General features: G+C 65.0%; 19 protein-coding genes and 3 pseudogenes. 8 read left to right on the top strand and 14 right to left on the bottom strand.

Features of this window, described 5'->3' with window-relative positions; genetic code table 11:
* Positions 1-29: 29 nt before the first annotated feature.
* Together ABIA45_RS03440 and purQ are read right to left on the bottom strand one after the other, a co-directional pair.
* Positions 30-1,019, bottom strand: a complete 990-nt coding sequence (locus tag ABIA45_RS03440) for a tripartite tricarboxylate transporter substrate binding protein BugD (protein ID WP_404539878.1) — start codon at positions 1,017-1,019, stop codon at positions 30-32.
* The gene (gene purQ / locus ABIA45_RS03435) at positions 1,016-1,717 is read right to left on the bottom strand and encodes a phosphoribosylformylglycinamidine synthase subunit PurQ (protein WP_109143222.1); all 702 of its coding nucleotides are present in this window, start codon (positions 1,715-1,717) and stop codon (positions 1,016-1,018) included. Before purQ ends, ABIA45_RS03440 begins: the two co-directional genes overlap by 4 nt.
* Positions 1,718-1,884: 167 nt before the next feature.
* Here purQ and ABIA45_RS03430 point away from each other — a divergent pair, with 167 nt between their 5' ends.
* Entirely contained in the window at positions 1,885-2,901 is a 1,017-nt protein-coding gene (locus tag ABIA45_RS03430) for a magnesium and cobalt transport protein CorA (protein WP_271544965.1), read from the top strand.
* A gap of 104 nt (positions 2,902-3,005) precedes the next feature.
* Here ABIA45_RS03430 and purS read toward each other — a convergent pair whose 3' ends face one another.
* The gene (gene purS, locus ABIA45_RS03425; RefSeq protein WP_028137374.1) at positions 3,006-3,248 is read right to left on the bottom strand and encodes a phosphoribosylformylglycinamidine synthase subunit PurS; all 243 of its coding nucleotides are present in this window, start codon (positions 3,246-3,248) and stop codon (positions 3,006-3,008) included.
* A gap of 14 nt (positions 3,249-3,262) precedes the next feature.
* Positions 3,263-4,030, bottom strand: coding sequence for a phosphoribosylaminoimidazolesuccinocarboxamide synthase (purC, locus tag ABIA45_RS03420; RefSeq protein WP_172782948.1), 768 nt, complete (start codon positions 4,028-4,030; stop codon positions 3,263-3,265).
* Positions 4,031-4,352: 322 nt separating this feature from the next.
* On the opposite strand from purC, the gene ABIA45_RS03415 reads away from it, so the two are divergent.
* Positions 4,353-4,676 carry a DUF1476 domain-containing protein gene (locus tag ABIA45_RS03415; RefSeq protein ID WP_157280749.1) on the top strand — a complete coding sequence of 108 codons (324 nt, stop codon included), beginning with the start codon at positions 4,353-4,355 and terminating at the stop codon, positions 4,674-4,676.
* A gap of 5 nt (positions 4,677-4,681) precedes the next feature.
* Here the strand turns inward: ABIA45_RS03415 and ABIA45_RS03410 are convergent, their stop codons facing one another.
* Positions 4,682-5,824 carry a LysR family transcriptional regulator gene (locus ABIA45_RS03410; protein WP_404651070.1) on the bottom strand — a complete coding sequence of 381 codons (1,143 nt, stop codon included), beginning with the start codon at positions 5,822-5,824 and terminating at the stop codon, positions 4,682-4,684.
* Between ABIA45_RS03410 and ABIA45_RS03405 the strand changes: the two are divergent.
* A pseudogene (locus ABIA45_RS03405) lies at positions 5,760-6,583 on the top strand (oxaloacetate decarboxylase). The gene ABIA45_RS03410 and the pseudogene ABIA45_RS03405 overlap by 65 nt on opposite strands.
* Here ABIA45_RS03405 and cynS read toward each other — a convergent pair.
* From cynS to ABIA45_RS03385, 4 genes and pseudogenes are all read right to left on the bottom strand, one after another.
* The gene (gene cynS / locus ABIA45_RS03400) at positions 6,570-7,058 is read right to left on the bottom strand and encodes a cyanase (RefSeq protein ID WP_025037304.1); all 489 of its coding nucleotides are present in this window, start codon (positions 7,056-7,058) and stop codon (positions 6,570-6,572) included. The pseudogene ABIA45_RS03405 and the gene cynS sit on opposite strands and share 14 nt — an antisense overlap.
* Before the next feature lie 12 nt (positions 7,059-7,070).
* Positions 7,071-7,994, bottom strand: a complete 924-nt coding sequence (locus tag ABIA45_RS03395) for an ABC transporter ATP-binding protein (RefSeq protein WP_404539871.1) — start codon at positions 7,992-7,994, stop codon at positions 7,071-7,073.
* Positions 7,995-7,999: 5 nt separating this feature from the next.
* Positions 8,000-8,840: pseudogene (gene ntrB / locus ABIA45_RS03390) on the bottom strand (nitrate ABC transporter permease).
* Positions 8,841-8,988: 148 nt separating this feature from the next.
* Entirely contained in the window at positions 8,989-10,368 is a 1,380-nt protein-coding gene (locus ABIA45_RS03385) for a CmpA/NrtA family ABC transporter substrate-binding protein (RefSeq protein WP_404651069.1), read from the bottom strand.
* A 160-nt stretch (positions 10,369-10,528) separates the two neighbouring features.
* On the opposite strand from ABIA45_RS03385, the gene ABIA45_RS03380 reads away from it, so the two are divergent.
* The gene (locus tag ABIA45_RS03380; protein WP_404651068.1) at positions 10,529-12,475 is read left to right on the top strand and encodes a sigma 54-interacting transcriptional regulator; all 1,947 of its coding nucleotides are present in this window, start codon (positions 10,529-10,531) and stop codon (positions 12,473-12,475) included.
* 117 nt (positions 12,476-12,592) lie between these two features.
* Here the strand turns inward: ABIA45_RS03380 and ABIA45_RS03375 are convergent, their stop codons facing one another.
* From ABIA45_RS03375 to ABIA45_RS03365, 3 genes are read right to left on the bottom strand one after another with little or no spacing between them, the layout of a single operon-like run.
* Positions 12,593-13,471 carry a sulfurtransferase gene (locus ABIA45_RS03375; RefSeq protein WP_404651067.1) on the bottom strand — a complete coding sequence of 293 codons (879 nt, stop codon included), beginning with the start codon at positions 13,469-13,471 and terminating at the stop codon, positions 12,593-12,595.
* A gap of 41 nt (positions 13,472-13,512) precedes the next feature.
* The gene (locus tag ABIA45_RS03370) at positions 13,513-14,646 is read right to left on the bottom strand and encodes an acyl-CoA dehydrogenase family protein (protein WP_404651066.1); all 1,134 of its coding nucleotides are present in this window, start codon (positions 14,644-14,646) and stop codon (positions 13,513-13,515) included.
* Between the two features lie 35 nt (positions 14,647-14,681).
* Entirely contained in the window at positions 14,682-15,224 is a 543-nt protein-coding gene (locus ABIA45_RS03365) for an OsmC family protein (protein ID WP_027576569.1), read from the bottom strand.
* A 247-nt stretch (positions 15,225-15,471) separates the two neighbouring features.
* On the opposite strand from ABIA45_RS03365, the pseudogene ABIA45_RS03360 reads away from it, so the two are divergent.
* Positions 15,472-16,121 (top strand): annotated as a pseudogene (locus tag ABIA45_RS03360) (TetR/AcrR family transcriptional regulator).
* A 191-nt stretch (positions 16,122-16,312) separates the two neighbouring features.
* On the opposite strand, the gene ABIA45_RS03355 reads toward ABIA45_RS03360, so the two are convergent.
* Positions 16,313-17,512 (bottom strand): TrmJ/YjtD family RNA methyltransferase, encoded by a 1,200-nt coding sequence (locus ABIA45_RS03355; protein ID WP_404651065.1) that lies wholly within the window; start codon positions 17,510-17,512, stop codon positions 16,313-16,315.
* A gap of 287 nt (positions 17,513-17,799) precedes the next feature.
* Between ABIA45_RS03355 and ABIA45_RS03350 the strand changes: the two genes are divergently transcribed.
* The 3 genes from ABIA45_RS03350 (at position 17,800) to ABIA45_RS03340 (ending at position 20,283) form a co-directional block, all read left to right on the top strand.
* Positions 17,800-18,360, top strand: a complete 561-nt coding sequence (locus ABIA45_RS03350) for a hypothetical protein (RefSeq protein WP_271544996.1) — start codon at positions 17,800-17,802, stop codon at positions 18,358-18,360.
* A gap of 115 nt (positions 18,361-18,475) precedes the next feature.
* Positions 18,476-19,690 carry an NADP-dependent isocitrate dehydrogenase gene (locus tag ABIA45_RS03345; RefSeq protein WP_036043844.1) on the top strand — a complete coding sequence of 405 codons (1,215 nt, stop codon included), beginning with the start codon at positions 18,476-18,478 and terminating at the stop codon, positions 19,688-19,690.
* Positions 19,691-19,788: 98 nt separating this feature from the next.
* Entirely contained in the window at positions 19,789-20,283 is a 495-nt protein-coding gene (locus ABIA45_RS03340; protein WP_157280762.1) for a DUF3455 domain-containing protein, read from the top strand.
* Positions 20,284-20,349: 66 nt separating this feature from the next.
* Here ABIA45_RS03340 and alaS read toward each other — a convergent pair whose 3' ends face one another.
* Positions 20,350-23,031 (bottom strand): alanine--tRNA ligase, encoded by a 2,682-nt coding sequence (gene alaS / locus ABIA45_RS03335; protein ID WP_271545002.1) that lies wholly within the window; start codon positions 23,029-23,031, stop codon positions 20,350-20,352.
* Between the last annotated feature and the right edge of the window lie 281 nt (positions 23,032-23,312).

Here is a 23,312-nt window from a genome sequence, read left to right as displayed (position 1 = left end):
ATACGCCGGCCGCCACCAGGGTGAGCAGGCTACTTGTTGGCGTCGTCCGCGAGCATCTTCCGGTATTTCTCGACGTCGCGCGTCACGAGCTTTTGCAGCACATCGGGCGCGTGCTCGTCGGCATCGGGCGCGACGGTCGACAGATCCGCGAAGCGCTTCTTCACCGCTTCGGTCTCGACGGCCGTGCGCGCCGCGGCATTCAGCTTGGCGATCACGGCCGGCGACGTGCCCTTGGGCGCGAACAGGCCGTTCCAGCCTTGTGCCTCGAACTCGGGCAGGCCGGCTTCCGCCGAGGTCGGCAGATCCGGCAGCGTGGCGAGCCGAACGGTCGAGCCGACCACGAGGCCCTTCACCAGCTTGTCGTTGATCGACTGCGACACCGAGGCGGCCGCGTCGCAGACGCCGTCGATCTGGCCGCCGACCGCGTCGGTCAGCGCCGGCGCGGCGCCGCGATAGCCGATCAGCGTCGCGTCGATCCCGGCTGCTGTGACGAAGCTTTTGCAGATCAGATAGTTCGAGGAGCCGACGCCGGCATGGCCGAGATTGATCTTGCCCGGATTGGCCTTGGCATAGGCAATGAACTCTTTCAGGTCCTTCGCAGGAAAGTCCTTGCGCAGCGCGATGATGCCGAACGTCTTCGCCACCATCGCGATCGGCACGAAGGAATCAGGCGTGAACGGCAGTTTTGGATAGATCGTGTAGGTCGCGGCATTGGTGCCGGCATTGCCGATCGCAATCGTATACCCATCCGGCTCGGCGCGGGAGGCCCGCGCCAGCGCGGTCGAGCCGCCGGCACCGGCAACATTCTCGATGACGATGGTCTGGCCGAGCGCGATGCCCATCTGCTCGGCCACCGCGCGCGCGATCACGTCCGAGGTGCCGCCGGCCGCGAACGGCACGATCATGGTGATGGGACGCTTGGGATAATCCTGCGCGGATGCGCAAGTCGCTACCGAAAATGTCGCGAACGCCAGCGCCGCGATCGCGGCGAGCGCACGCTTCACCACGAACGAGATCACGCGGCTTTTTCCAGATGCTGGGCGAGACCGGCGAACAGGCCACGGCCGTCGGTGCAGCCCATGATATCTTCGACGTGGTTTTCCGGATGCGGCATCATGCCGAGCACGTTGCCCCGGTCGTTGACGATGCCGGCGATCGAATGCGCCGCGCCGTTGATGTTGTTGAAATCGTCGACTTCGCCGGCAGCGGAGCAGTAGCGATAGAGCACCCGCCCCTCGCCTTCGAGCCGCTTGATGGTCTCTTCGTCCGCCTCGTAATTGCCCTCGCCATGGGCAACCGGCACGCGGATCACCTGGCCGGCATTGTAGCCGCGGGTGAACGGCGTGTCGGAGCGCTCGACGCGCAGATGCACGTCGCGGCAGATGAATTTCAGCCGCGCATTGCGCATCAACACGCCCGGCAAGAGGCCGGACTCGCAGAGGATCTGGAAACCATTGCAGACGCCGAGCACGAGGCCGCCCTTGGCCGCATAGTCGCGCACCGCATCCATCACCGGCGCACGCGCCGCGATCGCGCCACAGCGCAGATAATCGCCGTAGGAGAAACCGCCGGGCACGACGACGAGATCGGTGCCTGATGGCAGCGAGGTCTCGGCGTGCCAGACCATCGCGGGCTCGCTGCCGGAGATCAGCCTCAACGCGCGCGCCATGTCGCGCTCGCGGTTGATTCCGGGAAAGACGAGGATGGCGGCTTTCATGGCAGGGGTTCCGACGCGGCTGGGAATCGAAGCTGGCCAACGGGCCAATTCGCGAACAGACATAACCATTTGACGGGGATTTTACCAGTGCTAGCGTTGCGGAGCGCCCTTGTACACAGGCCATAGCCACGCGCCTTTGGCCGCTCGATTTGCCCGGGATTGAAGCCATGAACGTCCCGTCGCTGCCCGCGTCCCTCTCCGAACCGGTATCCGCCGAGGGCGTCGTCGCCGCCGGCGCTTATGTCGACGGCCGCAGAGTCGCCAATATCGCCATCAGCGAGGCCTCGAGCTGGCGAGCCAAGCCCGGCCATGTCGTGTGGATCGGACTGCACGAGCCCGACATGGCGCTGCTCGGCGCGGTGCAGAAGCAGTTCGACCTGCACGATCTCGCCATCGAGGACGCCAACCACGCCCATCAGCGGCCCAAGATCGAGCAATATGGCGAGGCCCTGTTCATCGTCGCGCGCACCGCGCAGCTGATCGAGGGCCGCATCGCCTTCGGCGAGACCCACATCTTCGTCGGCGAAGGTTATCTGGTCTCGGTTCGCCACGGCGCTTCGACCTCCTACACGCCGGTGCGCGAACGCTGCGAAAGCTGCCCGCGGGCGCTCGCGCGCGGCGAGGACTACATCCTCTACGCCATCCTCGATTTCATCGTCGACAATTACTCGCCCGTGCTGGAGAGCATCCACGACGAGATCGAAGGCATCGAGGACGACGTGCTCTCCAAGCAGATCAGCAAGGCGCAGATCGAGCGGCTCTACATGCTGCGACGCGACCTCTTGCGGCTCAGGACCGCAATCGGACCGCTGGTGGAGGTCTGCCGCCGGCTGGAGCACGACGAGTTGTCGATGGTGCGCAAGGCCATGCAGCCGCTATTCCGCGACGTCACCGACCACGTCCGCAACATCCAGGAGCGCATCGATTCTATGCGCGAGGTGCTGGCCTTTGCTTTCGAGGCGAGCCTGCTCGTCGGCCAGGCCCAGGAGACGGCGGTGTCCAAGAAGCTCGCATCCTGGCTGGCCATCATCGCGGTCCCGACCGCGCTCGCCGGCATCTACGGCATGAACTTCAAGCACATGCCGGAGCTGGAGTGGGAGTACGGCTACTTCATGCTGCTCGGCGTGATGCTGACCGCGTGCGGCTCGCTGTACTGGCGTTTTCGGCGGGCGGGATGGCTGTGAGTATGTTGCCTTGTAGCCCGGATGAAACGAAGCGCAATCCGGGACAGTGCCACCGCGGATAGACCCGGATTTCGCTTCGCTCCATCCGGGCTACAAGCGCGGGTTTAGCTGAGCAGCTCGACCCGGTAATTCTCGATCACGGTGTTCGCCAAGAGCTTGTCGGCGGCCTCCTTCAGCGCCGCCTCCGCCTTGGCCTTGTCGGCGCCGGCGAGCTCGATGTCGAACACCTTGCCCTGGCGGACGCTGGCGACGCCGTCGACGCCGAGCGACTTCAGCGCGCCTTCGATGGCCTTGCCCTGCGGATCGAGGATGCCCGTCTTCAGGGTAACGGTGACACGTGCCTTCACGTCAAAAGTCCTCTTCAGCTCTTCACCAGCACTGGGCCGGTGCCCTGGGGACGCTCGTTCTCCATGAGGATGCCGAGGCGCTTTGCGACTTCCGTATAGGCCTCGAGCAGACCGCCGAGGTCCCTGCGGAAACGATCCTTGTCGAGCTTCTCGTTCGACTTGATGTCCCACAGCCGGCAGCTGTCCGGCGAGATCTCGTCGGCGACGATGATGCGCATCATCTCGTTCTCGAACAGGCGCCCGCACTCCATCTTGAAGTCGACGAGGCGGATGCCGATGCCGAGGAAGAGGCCGGTGAGGAAGTCGTTGACGCGGATGGCGAGCGCCATGATGTCGTCGATCTCCTGCGGCGTCGCCCAGCCGAAGGCGGTGATGTGCTCTTCCGACACCATGGGGTCGTTGAGCTGGTCGTTCTTGTAATAGAACTCGATGATCGAGCGCGGCAGCTGCGTGCCCTCCTCGATGCCGAGGCGCTGCGACAGCGAGCCGGCGGCGACGTTCCGCACCACAACCTCCAGCGGCACGATCTCGACCTCGCGAATCAACTGCTCGCGCATGTTGAGGCGGCGGATGAAATGGGTCGGCACCCCGATGTCGTTGAGGTGCTGAAACAGGTACTCCGAGATCCGGTTGTTGAGGACGCCCTTGCCCTCGATCACCTGATGCTTTTTCGCATTGAACGCGGTGGCGTCGTCCTTGAAGTGCTGGATCAGGGTACCGGGCTCGGGGCCTTCGTAAAGAACCTTTGCCTTGCCTTCATAAATGCGACGCCGACGGCTCATGGGGATGTACCGTGTTTTGTTGACAATCCATGAATTTGGTGTGCTCCGGTTGACTAGGATTACGACCCACAGCGGAGCTGCCGTGAACGGCCAGGAACCCATCTATAAACCCGTTGGAAACAGAACGGGAACCAAGCCTTAGGCAACCTATCCGATTGGCTGTCCGAGCACAATCGATCCGGCCGTCCGGCACCAACTTATACCGTCTTGCCTGCGGCTTAACGGCCCGTTGTTTTGCCGATTCGTGCTATCTATGTAGGCATGCAGCCGGGTCGCCGCAACGGAAGGCTCCCGCTCCATTCAGCGAGGATTTGGAACAGGCATGAGCGAGTTCGACAAACGCCAGGAAGGCTTCGAGAAGAAGTACGCCCTCGACGAGGAGCAGAAGTTCAAGGCGGAGGCCCGCCGCAACCGGCTGCTCGGCCTTTGGGCAGCCGAGAAGCTCGGAATCACGGGTGATGCCGCCACCGCCTATGCCAAGGAGGTCGTCGCGGCCGATTTCGAGGAGGCCGGCGATGCCGACGTCCTACGCAAGCTGACGGCCGATTTCGCCGCCAAGAACGTTGTCGTCACCGAGCAGACGATTCGCGCCAAGATGAGCGAGTTGCTCGCGGTCGCCGCCGCCGAGGTGAAGGCGGGGAAATAATCGAGTCAACCGACCCGCCGGCGCGCAATAGCCTTGCGCGCCGGCGTTCTTCTTCTGCCTTCCCGCGTGGTCGAGACATTCGGCCCGGCATAGTTGCGGCGGATGGTTTCGAGCAGGCGCTCTGCGGCGGCGCTCAAAAACCCGCCACGACGCGTGACGAGGATGATATCCTGGTGCGCATCAAGGTCGCCCACGGCGACCGTCGCGATCGAGCCCGCACGCAGCTCCTCCGCCACATGGCTTTTTGCCAGCAGTGCAAGACCGAAGCCCGATTCCACCAGCCGCTTCTGCGCAGTGAGGCTGTCCACGGCCGTCCATTCCACCTCGCCAAGTCCCCGCGTCAGAAACAGCGCGAACACGTGAGCCGCGGCAATCTCGCGGCGTCCGCGAATCTCGGGGAATGCGATCCAGCGCTCGCCACCAAGCTCGGCGAGGCGTTTCACACGCTGTCCGGCGCGAGGATGGTCGGGCGCACAGACCACTTGCAACGATTCGCGCAGGACCTGCTCGCAGGCGAGATCGCCCGAGCCGTCGGCGTTGTAACGCAGGCCTATCGTGGCCTCGCCGCGCCGGATGAGATCGCTGACCTCCGCGCTGGTCGCCGTCCGCAAGCTCAGCACGACGGCGGGATGCTCCTTGGCAAACCGCTTCATGATGGTCGAGAGGCGGCTGTCAGCGAGCGTCCCGGTCACGGCCAGCGAAACCGGCCCTGCACTCTGCTTGGTCAGTGCGCGGATCGCCTGTTCGGCATCCTGCGCCGCGGCCACTGCGCGCTCGGCATAGGGGATCAGCACGCGCCCGGCGTCGCTGAGCCGGGTGCGGCCTGCCACCCGCTCGAACAGGGGAACGCCGAGCTCCTGCTCCAATAGAGCGATGCGGCGCGAAATCGCCGGCTGCGAGCGGTGCAGGAATTTCGCGGCATGCGAAATCCCGCCTCTGCGATGAACCGCCAGGAAGGTGTTGAGGGCGTCACTGTCCATCGCGACCTCATGCAGAAAGCTGATGATATCTGACAGAATAACAAATTTGGCGGATGACGGAAGTGCGCCTAAAGCTCGTTGGGACAGACAATGGAGACGAGCCATGACGAGCCAGTTGGACAAGGCGAGAGCGTTTCGCGCGTTGCACGAGCGGCCCGGTGCCTTCATCATTCCTAATCCTTGGGATGTCGGCACCGCCAAGCTGCTCGCGGCGATGGGCTTCGAAGCCCTGGCCACGACGAGCCTCGGGGTCGCCAATATGTTCGGCAGCAGCGGCGTCAGCCTCGACGTCATCCTCGCCAACGCGCGCGCGATCGTCGAAGCCACCGACCTTCCCGTCAGCGTCGACCTCGAGAATTGCGGCGCACATGAGCCGAGAGGCGCCGCCGAAGCTATTCGGCGTGCCGCAGACACCGGCGCGGTGGGCGGCTCGATCGAGGATTTCAGCGGCGATCGCGATCGCCCGATCTACGACTTCGCCCACGCCGTCGAGCGCGTCCAGGCCGCGGTAGAGGTGGCACGCGCGCTGCCCATTCCGTTCACGCTGACGGCGCGGGCCGAGAACTTCCTGCACGGCCGCAAGGACATCGACGATACGATCCGCCGCTGCAGGCCTTCGAGGCCGCTGGCGCCGACGTCCTCTATGCGCCGGGCCTGTACGATCTCGCCACGATCAGGACGGTGGCGTCCTCGCTGGGCAAGCCGTTCAACCACGTGATGGGCTTTGCCGACCCGACGCTAACCGTCGAGCAATTGTCCGCCGCCGGCGTCAAGCGCATCAGCGTCGGCGGAGCCATGTCGCGCTACGCGCTCGCAGCGTTCCTGAACTGCGCGCGCGAGATGAAGGACAAGGGGTCCTTCACCTACATCCGCGAGATGGCGTCGGTCGGCGAGCTGCGCGCCTTCGCCGCGGTCACTCCTCCTTGAAGCCGTACTCCGGCACGTTGCCGCTGGCGCCGTAATATTTATACGGCAGGAACTTGCCGCTCATGGTGATCTTGACGCGGTCGCCTTTGGGGTTGGCGACGCGTTCGATTCCCATGTCGAAGTCGATCGCCGACATGATGCCGTCGCCGAACTCCTCCTCGATCAGCGCCTTCCAGGCCGGACCGTTCACCATCACCATCTCGTAGAAGCGGTAGATCAGCGGGTCGGTCGGCGGCATCGGCGTGCCGGTGCCGCGCATCGGCACCTCGTTGAGCATCGCAACTTCCGCCTTCGACAGGCCGAACAGCTCGCCGGCATTGGCAGCCTGGGGCTTCGTCAGCTTCATCTGGCCCATGATCGCCCCGACGATCAGCACTTCGGAATAGCCGCCGATCTTTTCGCAGATGTGTTTCCAGCTCCAGCCCTTCTCGCGCTTGATGTCGAGCAGCTTCTCGGTGAGGTCTTCGCGTTTCATTAGGGTCTCCTGTTAGGCGGTGAGTCCGGGACTGGGCCCGGGTATCCAGGTCTGTCTTTGCTCCTCGCCGTTCGAGGCGATCGTCAGTCCGGGCTTGCCGATCTGGATCAGCGGCACGTTGCGCGGATCGTGGCCGGGCGTCTCGGCGGCAAAGGTCTTGCTGCGCGTCACCAGGAAATCGATGATGTGGTTGCGCAGCGCGTAGTACAGCGGATGCCGGTGCAGATCGGTGCGGCCGCGATCCCGCGGCAGCGGGTTCTCGACCACCTCCGCCAGCACCGCGCCGGGACCGTTCGTCATCAGAAAGATCTTGTCGGCGAGATAGATCGCCTCGTCGACGTCGTGGGTGATCATGAACGCGGTCTGCCCGGTCTCCAGGCAAATGCGCCGCACCTCGTCCTGCAGCGTGCCGCGCGTCAGCGCGTCCAGCGCCGAGAACGGCTCGTCCATCAGCATCATCTTCGGCGTGATCGACAGTGCCCGTGCGATGCCAACGCGCTGCTTCATGCCGCCCGACAGCTCCGAGGGACGCTTGTGCTCGGCGCCGGAGAGGCCGACCAGATCGATGAACTTCTGCGCATGCGCCCTTACCTTGGCGCGGTCCCAGCTGCGCCATTTCGAGCTAACGGCATAGGCGACGTTGCCGAGCACCGTGCGCCAGGGCAGCAGCGCATGGCTCTGGAAGATCACGGCGCGGTCGAGGCTGGTGCCCGAGATCGCCTGACCGTCGACGATGACCGCGCCCACGCTCGGCGCATCGAGCCCGGCGAGGATGTTTAGCACCGTGGTCTTGCCGCAGCCGGAATGGCCGATCACGCAAGCGAACTCGCCGCGCGCCATCGAGAGCCAGAGGTTCTCGAAGATGGTGGTCGTCGCGCCGCCCGTGCCGGGATAGCGCTTGGCGATGCCTTCGATCGAGATGAACTTGTCGGTCATCGCCTCTACTCCGGAAACGTGACCATGCGCGTGAAGCGCGCGAGGATCTGGTCGAGCAGCCATGCCGACGATCCCGATCAGGAGGATCGCGATGATGACGTTGGTGATCGACAAATTATTCCACTCGTTCCAGACGAAATAACCGATGCCGGTGCCGCCGACGAGCATCTCGGCGGCGACGATCACCAGCCAGGCGATGCCGATCGAGATGCGCATGCCCGTCAGGATCGTCGGCGCCGCCGCGGGCAGGATCACTGTGAAGGCGCGCCTGACGGTGCCGACCTCGAGCGTCCGCGCAACGTTGATCCATTCCTTGCGCACGGTCGCGACGCCGAACACCGTGTTGAGCAGCATCGGCCAGATCGAGCAGATGAAGATGACGAAGATGGCCGAGACCGAGGAATCCTTGATGGTGTAGAGCGCGAGCGGCATCCAGGCGAGCGGCGAGATCGGCTTCAAGACCTGGATGAACGGATCGAGCGCCTTGCTCAGCAGCGGCGACATGCCGATCAGAAAGCCGAGCGGGATCGCGACCAGCACGGCCAGCAGATAACCGGTGCCGACGCGCGCAATGGAATAGCCGAGCTGGATGCCGAGCCCCTTGTCGTTCGGCCCGTTGTCGTAGAACGGCCGCTTCAGATGCTCCCAGAGCTTTGCGCCGACATCGAGCGGCCCCGGCATCGCCGATTTGCCCTGCGTCGCGGTTAGGCCCATCAGCTTGGCGTATTCGGGGCTCATCGTCGCCACCTGTGCGGTGGAGCGCGTGGCGAGATGCCAGATGCCGAGAAAGGCGGCGAGCAGCACGAGGGAGACGAGGCCCGCGCGAAGGCGGAGGGAGGCGGTCATCATTCAAACCTCACCGGTTGTGTCCCGGACGCGATGCAGCACGTAGTGCTGCTTCGCAGAGCCGGGACCCAGTTGGGCCGCATGGGTCCCGGTTCTGCGTCGCACGGCTTCGCGCTGCGCCGCGCCCGGGACACGAGAGTGCAACTCATCACGACGCCTTCCTGATCTTGAAGCTCGCCAGATAGTCCTCGGGCTTGGCCGGATCGAAATTCTTCCCCATCACCGCGAACGACTTGTAGGCACTCGCCGGCGGCGTGAGGCCCATCTCGGTCATCAGCTTCTTGGTGTCGGTCGCCAGATACACCTGCTCGGCCACCGCCTTGTAGTCGACGTCGCCCTTGATCTGGCCCCAGCGCTTCATCTGCGTCAGCATCCACACCGCAAAGGACTGCCACGGGAACGGATCGAAATCGACGCGCTTGGGATCGGTCTTCACCCCGCCGAGGCCGTCGGCATAGGTGCCGGTCAGGACCTGCTCCAGCACGGTGACAGGCGCGTTGATGTAGTTCGCAGGCGCGATGGCTTCCGCGATCTGCTTGCGGTTCTCCGCCTTCGAGGCGTAGGCGGTGGCATCGACGATCGCCCGCGTCAGCGCCGCGAAGCTGTTCGGCGCCGTCGTGATGAACTCGCGGCTGGCGGCAAAGCTGCAGCAGGGATGGCCGTCCCAGATCTCCTTGGAGAGCAGATGCATGAAGCCGATGCCGTCATAGATCGCGCGCTGGCAGATGTTGTCGGGCGCGAGGAAGCCGTCGATGTTGTCGGCACGCAGATTCGCGACCATCTCCGGCGGGGGCACCGAGCGCAGCTGCACGTCGGTATCGGGATCGAGACCGTGCTCGGCGAGGTAATAGCGCAAGAGGTAATTGTGCATGGAATAGTCGAAGGGGATAGCGAATTTCAGCCCCTTCCAGTCCTTCGGATCGCGCTTGTCCTTGTGCTTGCTCGCCAGCACGATGCCCTGCCCGTTGATGTTCTCGATGGCCGGGACGGTGAACGGAATGGCGTTGGCGCCGAGCCCGAGCGAGATCGCGATCGGCATCGGTGCCAGCATGTGCGCGGCGTCGTATTCCTTGTTGATGGTCTTGTCGCGGATCACGGCCCAGCCGGCGGTCTTCACCACTTCGACGTTGAGGCCGTGCTTGGCATAGAAGCCCATTGGCGCTGCCATGATGATCGGCGTCGCGCAGGTGATCGGGATGAAGCCGACCTTGAGGTCTTTCTTCTCGGGCGCGCCGGCTTGCGCGAACACCTCGGTTGCCGTCTTGATCGGGAAGAATTGCGACAGCGCCGCGAGCGCGGTCGAGGCGCTGACCGACTTCAGGAAAGCGCGCCGCGCCACGTCTTGCGGAAACATCGCGCGCATCAATGCGGAGGCGACCACGCCCTCGTAGCGCTTCTCTTCGCTTGCGACCGGCTCGCAATGCAGCGCCGTGGCCTGCTCGTGCTCAGCCGCGGAACCATGCTGGCCGCAAACACAGCCGGCTCGAAGCTTGCGATCGGGATCAAACGGATTGTCGAACGTGGACATCGGCCCTCCTGCGCGTCAATGCGAGGAGCAATTACGCAAGGAGCATGCCACCGACGAAGAAGCGGGCATTGCCTTGATGACGCAGCATTTTCACCCGCGCTTGGCCGCTACGAAAACTCGTGATAAACGAGATTTCGTAGTTCAATTACGAGATTTCGCAATGGCAACGACGCCAATGCCCGTCCACGACGAGATGGCCCCCGTCATCGACCCGCGCATCGCGGCGTTCGAATCCTCGGTCGAGGCGATGCTGCTGGTCGATCCCTATGGCGACCAGATCGTCGATGCCAATCCCGCCGCCTGCGCCCTGCTCGGTTACGACCGCGCTTTGCTGCGGCAGACCAGGGCCAGCACGCTCCACGCCGGCGAGCTTGCCGCCCTCACCGTCTTCACCCAGGCCGTGCTGCACAAGGGCGCCTACTGGACCACCGCGCTCAATCCCCGCCACGCGACCGGGCAAGATCTCAAGCTCGAATATGCCGGCTGCCTGCTGCCGCATGACGGCCGCTCGCTGCTGCTGCTGACGCTGACCGACCTCGAAGCCCGCCGCCGGCGCAATGTTGATGCCGCCGCCGAAGACCATATGCGCGGCGGCATCTCGACCTGGCAGCGGGTCGAGCGCGTGTTCCAGGACATCGAGCGCGAGAACCAGCTGATCCTGCGCGCCGCCGGCGAAGGGATCTATGGCGTCAACGCCGAAGGCAAGACCACCTTCGTCAACCCTGCGGCCGAGCGCATGCTGGGCTGGACCGCCGAGGAGCTGGTCGGCAAGGAGATCCACCCGATCGTGCACCACACCCACCACGACGGCCGGCACTATCACAATCATGACTGCCCGATCTATGCGGCATTCCGCGACGGCGCCGTGCACCAGGTCGACGGCGAGGTGTTTTGGCGCAAGGACGGCTCGCCCGCCTGGGTCGAATACACATCGACGCCGATCCGCGATCGCGGCGTCGTGGTCGGCGCCGTCGTGGTGTTTCGCGACGTCAGCCAGCGCCGCGAGGCCGCCGAGAAGCTGCACGCGGCGCTTGCCGAGGTCGACCGTCTGCGCGAGCGGCTCGAGCTGGAGAACGCTTATCTCCAGGAGGAAATCCGCATCGAAACCAACCCGCGCGGCATCATCGGGGGCAGCGAGGCGATCCAGAAGACGCTGCGCCAGGTCAAGCTGGTCGCGCCGACCGCCGCGGCGGTGATGATCACCGGCGAATCCGGCACCGGCAAGGAGCTGATCGCGCGCGCCATCCACGAGGATTCCACCCGCAGCGACCGGCCGCTGATCCGCGTCAACTGCGCTGCGATCCCGCGCGAATTGTTCGAAAGCGAGTTCTTCGGCCATGTCCGCGGCGCCTTCACCGGCGCAACGCGCGACCGCATCGGCCGCTTCGAGCTCGCCGACGGCGGCACGCTATTCCTCGACGAGGTCGGCGAGATCCCGCTCGAGCTGCAAGGCAAGCTGCTGCGCGTGCTGCAGGAAGGCCATTTCGAGCGTGTCGGCGAGGCGCGCACCCGCGCCGTCGACGTTCGCGTCATCGCCGCGACCAATCGCGATCTCAAGCAGGAGGTCCAGCGCGGTCGCTTTCGCGAAGACCTCTATTTCCGCCTCAACGTGTTTCCGATCGAGACCGTCCCCTTGCGCGAGCGGCGCGAGGACATTCCCCTGCTTGCCCAGCATTTCCTGACGCGCGAGAGCAAGGCGCTGAAATCGAACCTCCGTCTGTCGGAGGGCGACGCGCGGCGGCTGACCCGCTACGACTGGCCCGGCAACGTCCGCGAACTGCAGAACGTGATCGAGCGCGCTGCGATCCTGTCGCAGAACGGCCGCCTGCGCATCGATCTGCCCGATACTTCAGGCGCACAAGCGCCTAGCGGCGCCACCCGCCAGAGGCCCGACGCGCGCCCCGCAATCATGACGTCGTCGGAAATGCGCGACCACGAGCGCGCCAACATTCTCGCCGCGCTCGAGGCCTGCGCCGGAAAAGTCTTCGGCCCCGGCGGCGCCGCCGAGATCCTCGACATCAAGCCGACCACGCTGGCCTCGCGGATCAAGGCGCTGGGAATCGCGCCTCGTCCGCAAGGGGCCCATCCTTCGAGACGCCCGCTTTAGGCGGGCTCCTCAGGATGAGGTCGGAGTGCGCGGCAACAGTATCAACAGACACCGGTCCCGCTTAGCCTCATCCTGAGGAGACCGCGAAGCGGTCGTCTCGAAGGACGAGGCGCTTGCTCACGCCGCCTTGGTCGTCACGCCAGCCGCCATCGGGAGGCCCTGCTCGATCGGCAAGGACGGATCGCGCGACCATTCGTTCCAGGAGCCGAAATACATCCGCACGTCCTTCACGCCGGCGTTCTTCAGCGCCAGGAACGTGTTCGAAGCGCGCGCGCCCTTGAAGCAATAGAGATAGACCGGCGTGGTCTGCGAGATGCCGACGGTGGCGCATTCGGCCAGAATCTCATCCTTCGATTTGAAGCGCGGGCCTTCGGCGGTCGGCTTCATCATGCGATACCATTCCAGCCACACGGCGCCCGGAATGCGGCCCTTGCGCGGGCAGAAATCCTTGCCGTAAGGGGATGAGCTGTCGCCGATCCACTCGTCGACGTCGCGCACGTCGAGGATCGCGATGCCGGGCTTGCCGACCGCGGCGAGCATGGTCTTGGCGTCGATCAGGATCTCGCCCGCTTCGGGCACGATCGAGAACGAGGCCTTCTCAGGCGCGGGCACATCCTTGGTCACCGGGAAGCCCGCGGCCGACCAGGCGTCGAAGCCGCCATGCAACACCTTCACCTTGGGATAGCCGAGCATGGTGAGCAGGTAATAGCCGCGGCAGGACTGACCGAAGCCGGAGTTCATCGACTGTTCGTAGATCACCGCCGTCTCCTTGCCGGAAAGGCCGGCAGCGCCGAACGCATCGGCGAATTTCGTCTTGAGCTCGGCCATGCCCTCCGGGGTCGAGGTCGCGAGGAACGTAAAGATCTCGTGCACGTTCACCGCGCCCGGCAGATGCCCGGCCGCGTAAGCATCGGGATTGCGGGTGTCGATGACGACACACGGTTCTAGCTTCAAGAGATCGGCGAGTTCGACGGCAGTGATCAGAACGTCAGTCATGGCAGCCTCTCCGTTGAGGTTGGTGGGTGGACTCGTAGAACTCAGAAATCGGCGAGCATCTTGCGCAGCTGCTTGGTGGCGGGCGTGACGATCGCGACGAAATAGGCCTCGCGCAGGCGCCGCTGCGCCCGGTGGCTTTTGAGATAGCCGCGGGCGCCACAATGCAGCATCGCCGCATGCGCCGCCGCGACGCTGGCCTCGCCCGCGCGAAGCCGCAGCGCGATCACCTTGCGCCAGTAGGTCTCCTCCTCGTTGTAGGGATCGCGCGCCAGCGCCATGGTCTCGGCCTCGAGCTCGGCGGCGAGCTCGCGGAAATGCACCGGCTGCTGCGGCAGATAGCGGTTGATATGGCCAAGGGGATTGTCGACCTCGTCCATGATGTTGATGCAGTCCTTGATCACCCCCAGCGCCATGCCGGCCTGCATCAGGATGAAGCCGGCGCGGATCTTCTTGACGAAGGCCGCGGCGGGATCGGCGAGGATCAGCTCATCAGGCACGAAAGCGTCGCGAAACTGCACGCCATAGGTGCCGGTGCCGTCCATCGCGAGGAACGGCTTGCAGGGGGTCAGCGTGATCGCGGGGTCGGAGCAATCGGCCAGGAACATGACAGTGCCGGGCTCGCCACTTGCGATGCCCTGCTCGTCCTCGCGCTCGAAGATCGTGCCGAAGAAGTGATCGGGCCCGAGATTGGAGACCCAGGGCAACGCACCCCGCACGATGTAGCCGCCCTCGACCTTGCGGCCCTTCAGCTTCAGCTTCTCGATGCCGAAAAAGCTCTTCATGGGATTGGAGAGCCCCGTGCCGCCGAGCACGCGACCGGTCGAGAAGGCATCGCCGAAGCGCTTTGCGAGCTTCACATTGGTGGAATTCGCCGCGTACCAGACCAGCGTGTTCTGGCACCAGGCCATGAAGGCCGTCGCACCGCAGACCTCGCCGATCGCCGCCATCGCCTGGATCGCGCAGCGCAGATCGGCGGGGCCTTCGTGCGGTACATGACTGCCCCACGCCCCGACCGCGCCGAACTTGCGCAGCACCTCGGCCGGATAGACCGAACCGTCGTCGATGCCGGCGGCCAGCGGCGCGAGTTCTTGGCGCGCGATCCGCGCCACCTCGTCCGCAATCGACGGTGCGGGCTGATCCAGAACGTCGGCCCGCGATAAAGCCAGTGAACCCATGATCGTCTCCCGCACCCTGTCCTGATTGCCGTCTGCTAGATGCCGACCTCGAGATTGACCGGCCGGGTGAAGGTGTTGGCGACCGGCGACCATTTCTTCACATGGGCGACCAGCGCGTTGATCTCGTCCGGCGAGATGCCCTCGCATTCCATGTCCACCTTGACGCGGACATCGGTGAAGCCGACCGGCTTGTCGGAGGTGTCGCCGGTGCCCCAGACCGCGGTGATGTTGAGATCGCCTTCGAGCTCCAGCTCGAGCTTGTTGACGATCCAGCCGCGATGTACGGCGTTGGCATGCAGGCCGACGGCAAGGCACGAGCCGAGCGCGGCCAGCGAGGCCTCCGACGGATTAGGCGCGGTGTCGTCACCCAAAAGCCCCGGCGGCTCGTCGACGATGTAGGGCGGCAGGTTGCGGATATAGTTGGCGTGGCGGAATTTGCCCTCCGCGACCGTCTTGCATTTCAAGGTCTTGATGACCTTCGGATTTGCCTTGCCGTTGGCAATCAGTTGCTCGAGCCCGTTCTTGTCGATGGGCGCGAGGCACCCCGTCAGCACTGTCTTCTGAACGACGGCAGTCATCAATCTTCTCCCTGGCAGAAGTGGAAATCGGCAGGATACCGAACGGTCTGTTTCCTTGCATGGAGCGTGCCAGAGCCTGCGAAAAACAAAAACCGAGGCTTTGGAGCCGCTTAAGCCTTCATGCCTGCGGATTGAACAGCCGGTCCTTGCTCAAACGCGATGCAGAGCGGCCAGGCTTTGCGAATCTTTTCAGCGCCAAACAGATGCGGCTTGCTGATGCGGCACGGCTGCGAGTAAGTTTGAGTCCATGGCAAAGACGTCATCGAAGAAGAATTCGCCCCACGCCGCTGCTGGCGACGACGAATCCGCACGCGGTCGCCTTCTCAACGCGGCGCGACGCATCTGTTCTGCAAGAACGGCATCAACGCCACCGGCATCGATGCGATCATCGAGGAAGCCGGCACCGCCAAGACCACGCTCTACAAATTGTTCGGCTCCAAGACCAACCTCGTCAACGCGGTGCTGGAGAGCGAAGGCAAGCAATGGCGCGAATGGTTCATCGGCGCCATGGAGCAAGGCGGCGGCGATGCGCAGGCGAAACTCACGCGCATCTTCCCTGCGCTGAAGAGCTGGTTCGCCGAAGAGCGCTTCTACGGCTGCCCCTTCATCAACGCCGTCGGCGAGCACGACAAGGACGCCAAGCAATTCCGCAACATCGCGCTGAAGCACAAGAAGATCGTGCTCGGCCATATCGAGAAGCTCGCCGGCGAGCTCGGCTCCAGCGAGCCCGCCGTGCTGGCGCACCAGCTCGGCCTCATCATCGACGGCGCCATCGTCGCCGCGATGATCTCGCGCGACCCGGGGGTGGCCGATACGGCGGCGCTTACGGCAGGTCCCCTGCTCGGCCAGGCCAAGGCGAAGAAGAAGCGCGCGGCGGATCAGCTGGAGGCGGTGTGATCGCGCCGGTCTCGTAGCCCGCATGCAGCGAAGCGGAATGCGGGGACACCGTCCCGGATTACGCTCCGCTCCATCCGGGCTACGAAGATTTCGTAGGGTGGGCAAAGGCGCAAAGCGCCGTGCCCACCACTCTGTCTCAGCTTCGTTGATTGATGTGGTGGGCACGCTTCGCTTTGCCCACCCTACGGCACCTACGCGCTCTGCTCCACCATCCCCTGCAGCCGCACCAGCTCCGCCTCGAGATCGCGCTCCACATCCACTGCCCGAATGTCGAGCACCCGATAGTCGCGCGCTTCCAGCCACGTCCGCCGCGCCGCGCGATCTGCCGCGATCGCCTCGCCCTCGCCCGGGTTCACCAGCTCGATCGCGATCCGGTGCGGGAAGGAGACGAAATCCGGGATGTGCCGCCCGACCGGGGTCTGGCGCTTGAACCCACCTGCGAAGCGGCGATCACGCGTCAGCGCCTGCCAGAGCAGGCGTTCGGCGTCGGTCGGGTTGCGGCGGAGCAGGCGAGCAAGGCCCCGCACGGTCGAGCCGCTGTCGGGAACACCGCCGCCCTGCCCGTGCTCGGCCAGCAGCGCGCGCAGGCGCGTGGCCTGCTCGCCGTCGAGCACGCCGCCCTTGGCCGGACCCTTGCGCCCCTCGGCGATTGCCATGATCACGCCGTGCAGCGTGTGCATGTCCTGCTTGGTCGGCTCCATCCGGGTGAAGATGTTGCGCAGGTTCACCAGCATGGTGTCGCGCTTCTCGGCCGGACGCAGGAACTCGACCTTGTCGAGCTCGCGCACGAGGTTGTCGAAGAAGGCCTGCATCTGGTGCTGCGAGGCGCGCTCAGATCTTTCAGGCATAGCGTGCGGCAGCGCGCCCGACGTCGCACGCTTGAACCATTCATAGCCGACCAAGAGCACGGCCTGGGCGAGGTTGAGCGAGGCAAAGCCCGGGTTGACCGGGAAGGTGATGATGCGGTTGGAGAGCCCGACCTCCTCGTTGGTCAGCCCCCAGCGCTCGCGGCCGAACAGGATGCCGGCCCTGCCGCCGGTCGCGACGTGACCCGCGATCTCGGCCGCTGCGGCCTCCGGCCCGACCACGGGCTTGGCTTGGTCGTGGGGGCGTGCGGTGGTGGCGAACAGGAGGTCGAGATCGGCAACTGCCTGCTCGACCGTGTCGAACAGCTGCGCCTTCTCCAGGATATGGTCCGCGCCGGCGGCCGCTCGCTGGGCGGCGATGTTTGGCCAGCCGTCGCGCGGGTTGACGATGCGCAATCGGCTCAGGGCAAAATTGCCCATGGCGCGCGCGGCCATGCCGATGTTCTCGCCGAGCTGCGGCTCGACCAGGATCACGATGGGACCGTCGAGGGAAAGGCCGGCCTTGCTCTTGTCAGTCCCCGACATGTCGTTTCACTTTCGCGCTGGTTCTCAAGGCCTAGCCAACCAACTTTCTCGAGCCGGCTGTTCAGGAATGGATTGAGAGGGGGCCGTGAGCCGGCCCGTTTCTGTGTCCTTGCGTTTGCCTGTCCTGTCAGAATTCTCAAGCAAAATAATGAGGTTAAATTCCACTTTTCGCGCAGCTCCGGAGCTGCCTTGAACCCGATCGCGGCTTGTAGCGACGCAAGCGCGTGATGTCCGCAGCGCCGCCAATGTCCCGCTCTCGCTCTCCCTCACCCTCGCGCGCCTCGGTTATGGGACGCCACCGTGCGCACCAGCTTGCTGCCACGAACGTTCCGGCGGCGCTCCAGGCAGCGCGCGGCTGCCCAGATGCCTGGTATCGCGTCCAGGCGCTGGCGTCGGTCGCCGAGCATGCCGACCCGAAGCTCGCTTTGTCGATTCTCGAGGAGGCGGCGCGCGAGGCTCTCGCCTGTCACGATGCCTATGGCACGGTCGCCGTGATGTCGTGGCCGCTGAGCGTGGCGATGGCGCGCGGCTTTCGCGATTTCGTCGAACGCGAGTTGCCCCGATGTCTGGCGCTCGCAGGCCAGGTCACTCCCGCAGCGTCGCAGGCTTATGCGCTGGAGACGCTGTGGACCGCCTGTTTCGCGGTCGACGCCCACTGGGCCAAGCCGGTCTGGACCAGGATCCTGGCACTCTGTCATCCCGACCGGAGCTGGCGTGCCGCCCGACTGTACCTCCATGTCGCCGAGCGCCAGCAGGGCAAAAGCCCTGACGGGGCCGCCCGGGTGGTCCGGGCAATGCCCCAGGGCAAGACGCGTTCGTGGCTGGAGCGACGGTTCTGCCTTGCATAAAGGCCAGTCAATTCCTCCGGCCCATTCGCCTTCCACCCTCTTCACCGCGGTGCTATAGGGCCTGACCGGGACGCGCTGTTCCCTACGACACCCTCAAAGTAAGGCCCCATCCGCCATGGCAAAAATCAAGGTATCCAATCCCGTCGTCGAGCTCGATGGCGACGAGATGACCCGGATCATCTGGCAGTACATCAAGGACAAGCTGATCAACCCGTTCCTGGATGTCGAGCTGCTCTATTTCGACCTGGGCATGGAATACCGCGACCACACCAACGATCAGGTGACGATCGACGCCGCCGAGGCGATCAAGAAGGTCGGCGTCGGCGTCAAATGCGCCACCATCACCCCGGATGAAGCCCGGGTGAAGGAGTTCAATCTCAAGCAGATGTGGAAGTCGCCGAACGGCACCATCCGCAACATCCTCGGCGGCGTGATCTTCCGCGAGCCGATCATCTGCAAGAACGTGCCGCGGCTGGTTCCCGGCTGGACCAAGCCGATCATCATCGGCCGCCACGCCTATGGCGACCAGTACCGCGCCACCGACATCAAGTTCCCGGGCAAGGGCACCCTCTCGCTGAAGTTCGTCGGCGAGGACGGCACCGTGATCGAGAAGGAAGTGTTCAAGGCGCCCGGCGCCGGCGTCGCGATGGAGATGTACAATCTCGACGATTCCATCATCGACTTCGCCCGCGCTTCCTTCAATTACGGCCTGCTGCGCAATTACCCGGTGTACCTGTCGACCAAGAACACGATCCTCAAGGTCTATGACGGGCGCTTCAAGGACATCTTCCAGGACATCTTCGACCGCGAGTTCAAGAAGGAGTTCGACGCCAAGGGCCTGACCTACGAGCACCGCCTGATCGACGACATGGTGGCCTCGGCGCTGAAATGGTCAGGCGGCTATGTCTGGGCCTGTAAGAACTACGACGGCGACGTGCAGTCCGACACGGTCGCGCAGGGCTACGGCTCGCTCGGCCTGATGACCTCGGTGCTGCTCACCCCCGACGGCAAGACCGTCGAGGCGGAAGCTGCCCACGGCACGGTGACCCGCCATTACCGCGAGCACCAGAAGGGCAAGGAGACCTCGACCAACTCGATCGCCTCGATCTTCGCCTGGACGAGAGGCCTGTCGCACCGCGCCAAGCTCGACAACAACCCCGAGCTCGCCAAGTTCGCGGCCACGCTGGAGAAGGTCTGCGTCGACACCGTCGAGGCTGGCTACATGACCAAGGACCTCGCGCTCTTGGTCGGCGCCGACCAGCGCTGGCTCTCGACCACCGGCTTCCTCGACAAGGTCGCAGAGAACCTCACGAAAGAGCTGGCGGCGTAAAACCGGCCGCACTTTCGCCCGACCGGGCCAGACATCATCACGGGCCGCGCGACCAGCGCGGCCCGTTTCTTTTTGAGAGCTTTCGCGGAGATGCGACCATGTCGATCAAGCTTGCCGTGCCGTGCCTGTTGCTGCTCGCCGGACCGGCTGCGGCCGCCGACCCGCTCCCCGACGCCATCGCCGCACCGGGCGAGAGCGTCGTGCTCAGCGTCCACGCCGAGGGCGCGCAGGTCTATGAGTGCAAGGCGGGCACCGAGGGCAAGCTCGCCTGGGCCTTCCGCGAGCCGATCGCAACGCTGCTTTCAGACGGCAAGACGATCGGCCGCCACTATGCCGGCCCGAACTGGGAGCATGCCGACGGCAGCGCCGTGGTCGGCAAGGCCGTCGGCAACGCGCCAGGCGCGTTGGCCGCCGATATTCCCTGGCTGAAGCTGGAAGTCACGGCCCACCGCGGCAACGGCGTGCTCACATCAGTCGCCACGGTCCAGCGCATCAACACAAATGGCGGCAAGCTCGACGGTGTCTGCGACAAGGCCGGCGAATTCAGGAGCGTGCCCTACTCGGCTGACTACGTCTTCCTGAAGAAGGGCTGACCGCTTTACGGGCCGAACGGCGCGGAAAGGCGCCACGCCGTTGCCATTGAAGCCGCGACGCGCACCTTAAGCGCCCGCCATCGCTTTTTCGATCGCGCTCAGGGCCTCGGACGCCTTGGCGCCATCGGGGCCGCCGGCCTGGGCCATGTCGGGCCGGCCGCCGCCGCCCTTGCCGCCGAGCGCCTCGGAGGCGATACGCACGAGATTCACGGCATTGAAGCGCGCGGTGAGGTCCTGCGTGACGCCGACCACAATTCCGGCCTTGCCGTCCCCGGTGACGCCGACGATGGCGACGACGCCCGAGCCGATCTGCTTCTTGCCGTCGTCGGCGAGACTCTTGAGATCCTTCATCTCGATGCCTTCGACCGCACGCGCCATCAGCTTGACGCCGCCGGCCTCGCGCACGCCCGACGCTGCGCCATTATTGCCGGCGGCAGCGCCGCCGCCCATCGCCAGCTTCTTGCGGGCATCGGAGAGCTCGCGCTCGAGCTTCTTGCGCTCCTCCATCAGCGCTGAGATGCGCGCCGGCACGTCGTCGAGCGAGGTGCGCAGCTCGTTCGCCGCAACCTTCGCCAGAGCCATGGTGTCATTGGCATGCTTTCGCGCGTAATTGCCCGTCAGCGCCTCGATCCGGCGCACGCCCGACGCGACCGCGCTCTCGCTCGTGACCGTGATCAGGCCGATATCGCCGGTGCGCTTCACATGAGTGCCGCCGCAGAGCTCGACGGACCAGCCGAGCGCGTTGGCGCCGCGCTCGCGCGCGGTCCTGCCCATCGAGACGACGCGGACCTCGTCGCCATATTTCTCGCCGAACAGCGCGCGCGCCCCGGCCTCGCGGGCCTCGTCGACGCCCATGACGCGCGTGGTGACCTCGTCGTTCTCCAGCACCACGTCGTTGGCGATGTCCTCAACGCGGGCGAGCTCCTCGGCCGTGATCGGCTTCGGATGCACGAAGTCGAAGCGCAGCCGATCCGGCGCGACCATCGAGCCGCGCTGGGCAATGTGATCGCCGAGCACCTGGCGCAGCGCCTCGTGGATGATGTGGGTCGCAGAGTGATGGGCGCGGATGGTCGAGCGCCTGGAATGATCGACCTCGAGCTGCAGCGCCGTGCCGAGCTTCACTTCGCCACTCTCGACCGTGCCGATATGGACGAAGAGATCGCCGAGCTTCTTCTGCGTATCGGTGACGCGGACCTTGATGCCACCCTCGCCCGACAGCACGCCGGTGTCGCCGACCTGGCCGCCGGACTCCGCATAGAACGGCGTCTGGTTCAGCACGATCGCGCCCGTCTCGCCGGCCTTGAGGCTCGCGACCTCGGCGCCGTCCTTGACCAGCGCCGACACCACGCCTTCGGCGCTCTCGGTCTCGTAGCCCAGGAATTCGGTGGCGCCGAGCTTCTCGCGCAGCGGGAACCAGATCGCCTCGGAGGCCGCCTCACCCGAGCCCTTCCAGGACTCGCGCGCCTTGGCCTTCTGACGCTCCATCGCGTCGGTGAACGCCGCCTGGTCGACGCCGATGCCGCGCGACTTCAGCGCGTCCTGGGTCAGGTCGAGCGGGAAGCCGTAGGTGTCGTACAGCGTGAAGGCGACGTCGCCGTCGAACATGTCGCCCTTCTTCAGACCGGCGCTCTTCTCGTCGAGGATGGCAAGGCCGCGCGACAGAGTCTTGCGGAAGCGGGTTTCTTCCAGCCGCAGCGTTTCCTCGATCAGCTTTTCCGCGCGCATCAATTCCGGATAGGCCTGGCCCATCTCGCGCACCAACGCCCAGACCAGCCGATGCATCAACGGCTCCTTGGCGCCGAGCAGTTGCGCATGGCGCATCGCCCGGCGCATGATCCGGCGCAGCACATAGCCGCGGCCCTCGTTGGAAGGCAGCACGCCGTCGGAGACCAGGAAGGCTGAGGAGCGCAAATGGTCGGCGATGACGCGGAACGAAGCCGCGGTGCGCTGGTTCGGCCCGGCGCCGAGCGCGGATGCGGCCGCATCGATCAGGTTGCGGAACAGGTCGGTCTCGAACACGCTCTCGACGCCCTGGAGGATGCAGGCCATGCGCTCCAGGCCCATGCCGGTGTCGATCGAGGGACGCGGCAGACCGACGCGCTCCTCCTTCGTCACCTGCTCGTATTGCATGAACACGAGATTCCAGAATTCGAGGAAGCGGTCGCCGTCCTCTTCCGGCGAGCCGGGCGGACCGCCCCAGATGTGATCGCCGCGGTCGATGAAGATCTCCGAGCACGGGCCGCACGGCCCGGTGTCGCCCATCGCCCAGAAATTGTCCGACGTCGGGATGCGGATGATGCGGTCCTCGGAGAAGCCGGCGATCTTCTTCCACAGGCCGGCCGCCTCGTCGTCGGTGTGGTAGACGGTGACGAGCAGCTTGTCCTTCTTCAGCCCGAACTCGCTCGTGATCAGCTTCCAGGCGAGCTCGATCGCGCGCTCCTTGAAGTAATCGCCGAACGAGAAATTGCCCAGCATCTCGAAGAAGGTGAGATGGCGCGCGGTGTAGCCGACATTGTCGAGGTCGTTGTGCTTGCCGCCGGCGCGCACGCATTTCTGCGAGGTGGTGGCGCGCTGATAGGGCCGCTTCTCGACGCCGGTGAAGACGTTCTTGAACTGCACCATGCCGGCATTGGTGAACATCAACGTCGGGTCGTTGCGCGGCACGAGGGGCGAGGACGGCACGATCTCGTGGCCGTTCTCGGCAAAGAAGTTCAGAAAGGTCGACCTGATCTCGTTGACGCCGCTCATGTTCATCCAATCGGGTGTGCTAGAGCATGATCCGGAAAAGTGCGAAGCGGTTTTCCGGAAAGATCATGCTCAAACAAAGAGCTAAAGCGCGATGACTCATCGTGCTTTAGGGCCCGCTTTTCGCGGTCCAAACCGGACCGTTGAGGCTGATATCTGCGGGCCAAAGCGCTTTTAGACAAGGCCAGCTTCGCTGTCCAGAAACTGTGCAAGGAGATCAGAGGGTTGCCGCAGCCGCGCAATCCCGTTGGATAGGGCGCGCGGACGCGTTGACAGGCTTGGCT

It is taken from the genome of Bradyrhizobium sp. USDA 336 (assembly GCF_044908355.1).
GTDB lineage: Bacteria > Pseudomonadota > Alphaproteobacteria > Rhizobiales > Xanthobacteraceae > Bradyrhizobium > Bradyrhizobium yuanmingense.
This window is presented reverse-complemented; position numbering and strand designations above follow the sequence as displayed.

What these genes read in the sequence shown, in the direction of transcription:
- ABIA45_RS03355 (WP_404651065.1), bottom strand. Translation starts at nt 17,512, where the DNA reads ATGTCGGGGACTGACAAGAGCAAGGCCGGCCTTTCCCTCGACGGTCCC.
- cynS (WP_025037304.1), bottom strand. Translation starts at nt 7,058, where the DNA reads ATGAAACGCGAAGACCTCACCGAGAAGCTGCTCGACATCAAGCGCGAG.
- ABIA45_RS03345 (WP_036043844.1), top strand. Translation starts at nt 18,476, where the DNA reads ATGGCAAAAATCAAGGTATCCAATCCCGTCGTCGAGCTCGATGGCGAC.
- alaS (WP_271545002.1), bottom strand. Translation starts at nt 23,031, where the DNA reads ATGAGCGGCGTCAACGAGATCAGGTCGACCTTTCTGAACTTCTTTGCC.
- ABIA45_RS03430 (WP_271544965.1), top strand. Translation starts at nt 1,885, where the DNA reads ATGAACGTCCCGTCGCTGCCCGCGTCCCTCTCCGAACCGGTATCCGCC.
- ABIA45_RS03410 (WP_404651070.1), bottom strand. Translation starts at nt 5,824, where the DNA reads ATGAAGGCACCGGGCCGCTCGTGCAACGCGCGAAACGCTCTCGCCTTG.
- purC (WP_172782948.1), bottom strand. Translation starts at nt 4,030, where the DNA reads ATGAGCCGTCGGCGTCGCATTTATGAAGGCAAGGCAAAGGTTCTTTAC.
- ABIA45_RS03395 (WP_404539871.1), bottom strand. Translation starts at nt 7,994, where the DNA reads ATGACCGACAAGTTCATCTCGATCGAAGGCATCGCCAAGCGCTATCCC.
- ABIA45_RS03415 (WP_157280749.1), top strand. Translation starts at nt 4,353, where the DNA reads ATGAGCGAGTTCGACAAACGCCAGGAAGGCTTCGAGAAGAAGTACGCC.
- ABIA45_RS03385 (WP_404651069.1), bottom strand. Translation starts at nt 10,368, where the DNA reads ATGTCCACGTTCGACAATCCGTTTGATCCCGATCGCAAGCTTCGAGCC.
- ABIA45_RS03370 (WP_404651066.1), bottom strand. Translation starts at nt 14,646, where the DNA reads ATGGGTTCACTGGCTTTATCGCGGGCCGACGTTCTGGATCAGCCCGCA.
- ABIA45_RS03365 (WP_027576569.1), bottom strand. Translation starts at nt 15,224, where the DNA reads ATGACTGCCGTCGTTCAGAAGACAGTGCTGACGGGGTGCCTCGCGCCC.
- purQ (WP_109143222.1), bottom strand. Translation starts at nt 1,717, where the DNA reads ATGAAAGCCGCCATCCTCGTCTTTCCCGGAATCAACCGCGAGCGCGAC.
- ABIA45_RS03380 (WP_404651068.1), top strand. Translation starts at nt 10,529, where the DNA reads ATGGCAACGACGCCAATGCCCGTCCACGACGAGATGGCCCCCGTCATC.
- ABIA45_RS03375 (WP_404651067.1), bottom strand. Translation starts at nt 13,471, where the DNA reads ATGACTGACGTTCTGATCACTGCCGTCGAACTCGCCGATCTCTTGAAG.
- ABIA45_RS03340 (WP_157280762.1), top strand. Translation starts at nt 19,789, where the DNA reads ATGTCGATCAAGCTTGCCGTGCCGTGCCTGTTGCTGCTCGCCGGACCG.
- ABIA45_RS03350 (WP_271544996.1), top strand. Translation starts at nt 17,800, where the DNA reads ATGGGACGCCACCGTGCGCACCAGCTTGCTGCCACGAACGTTCCGGCG.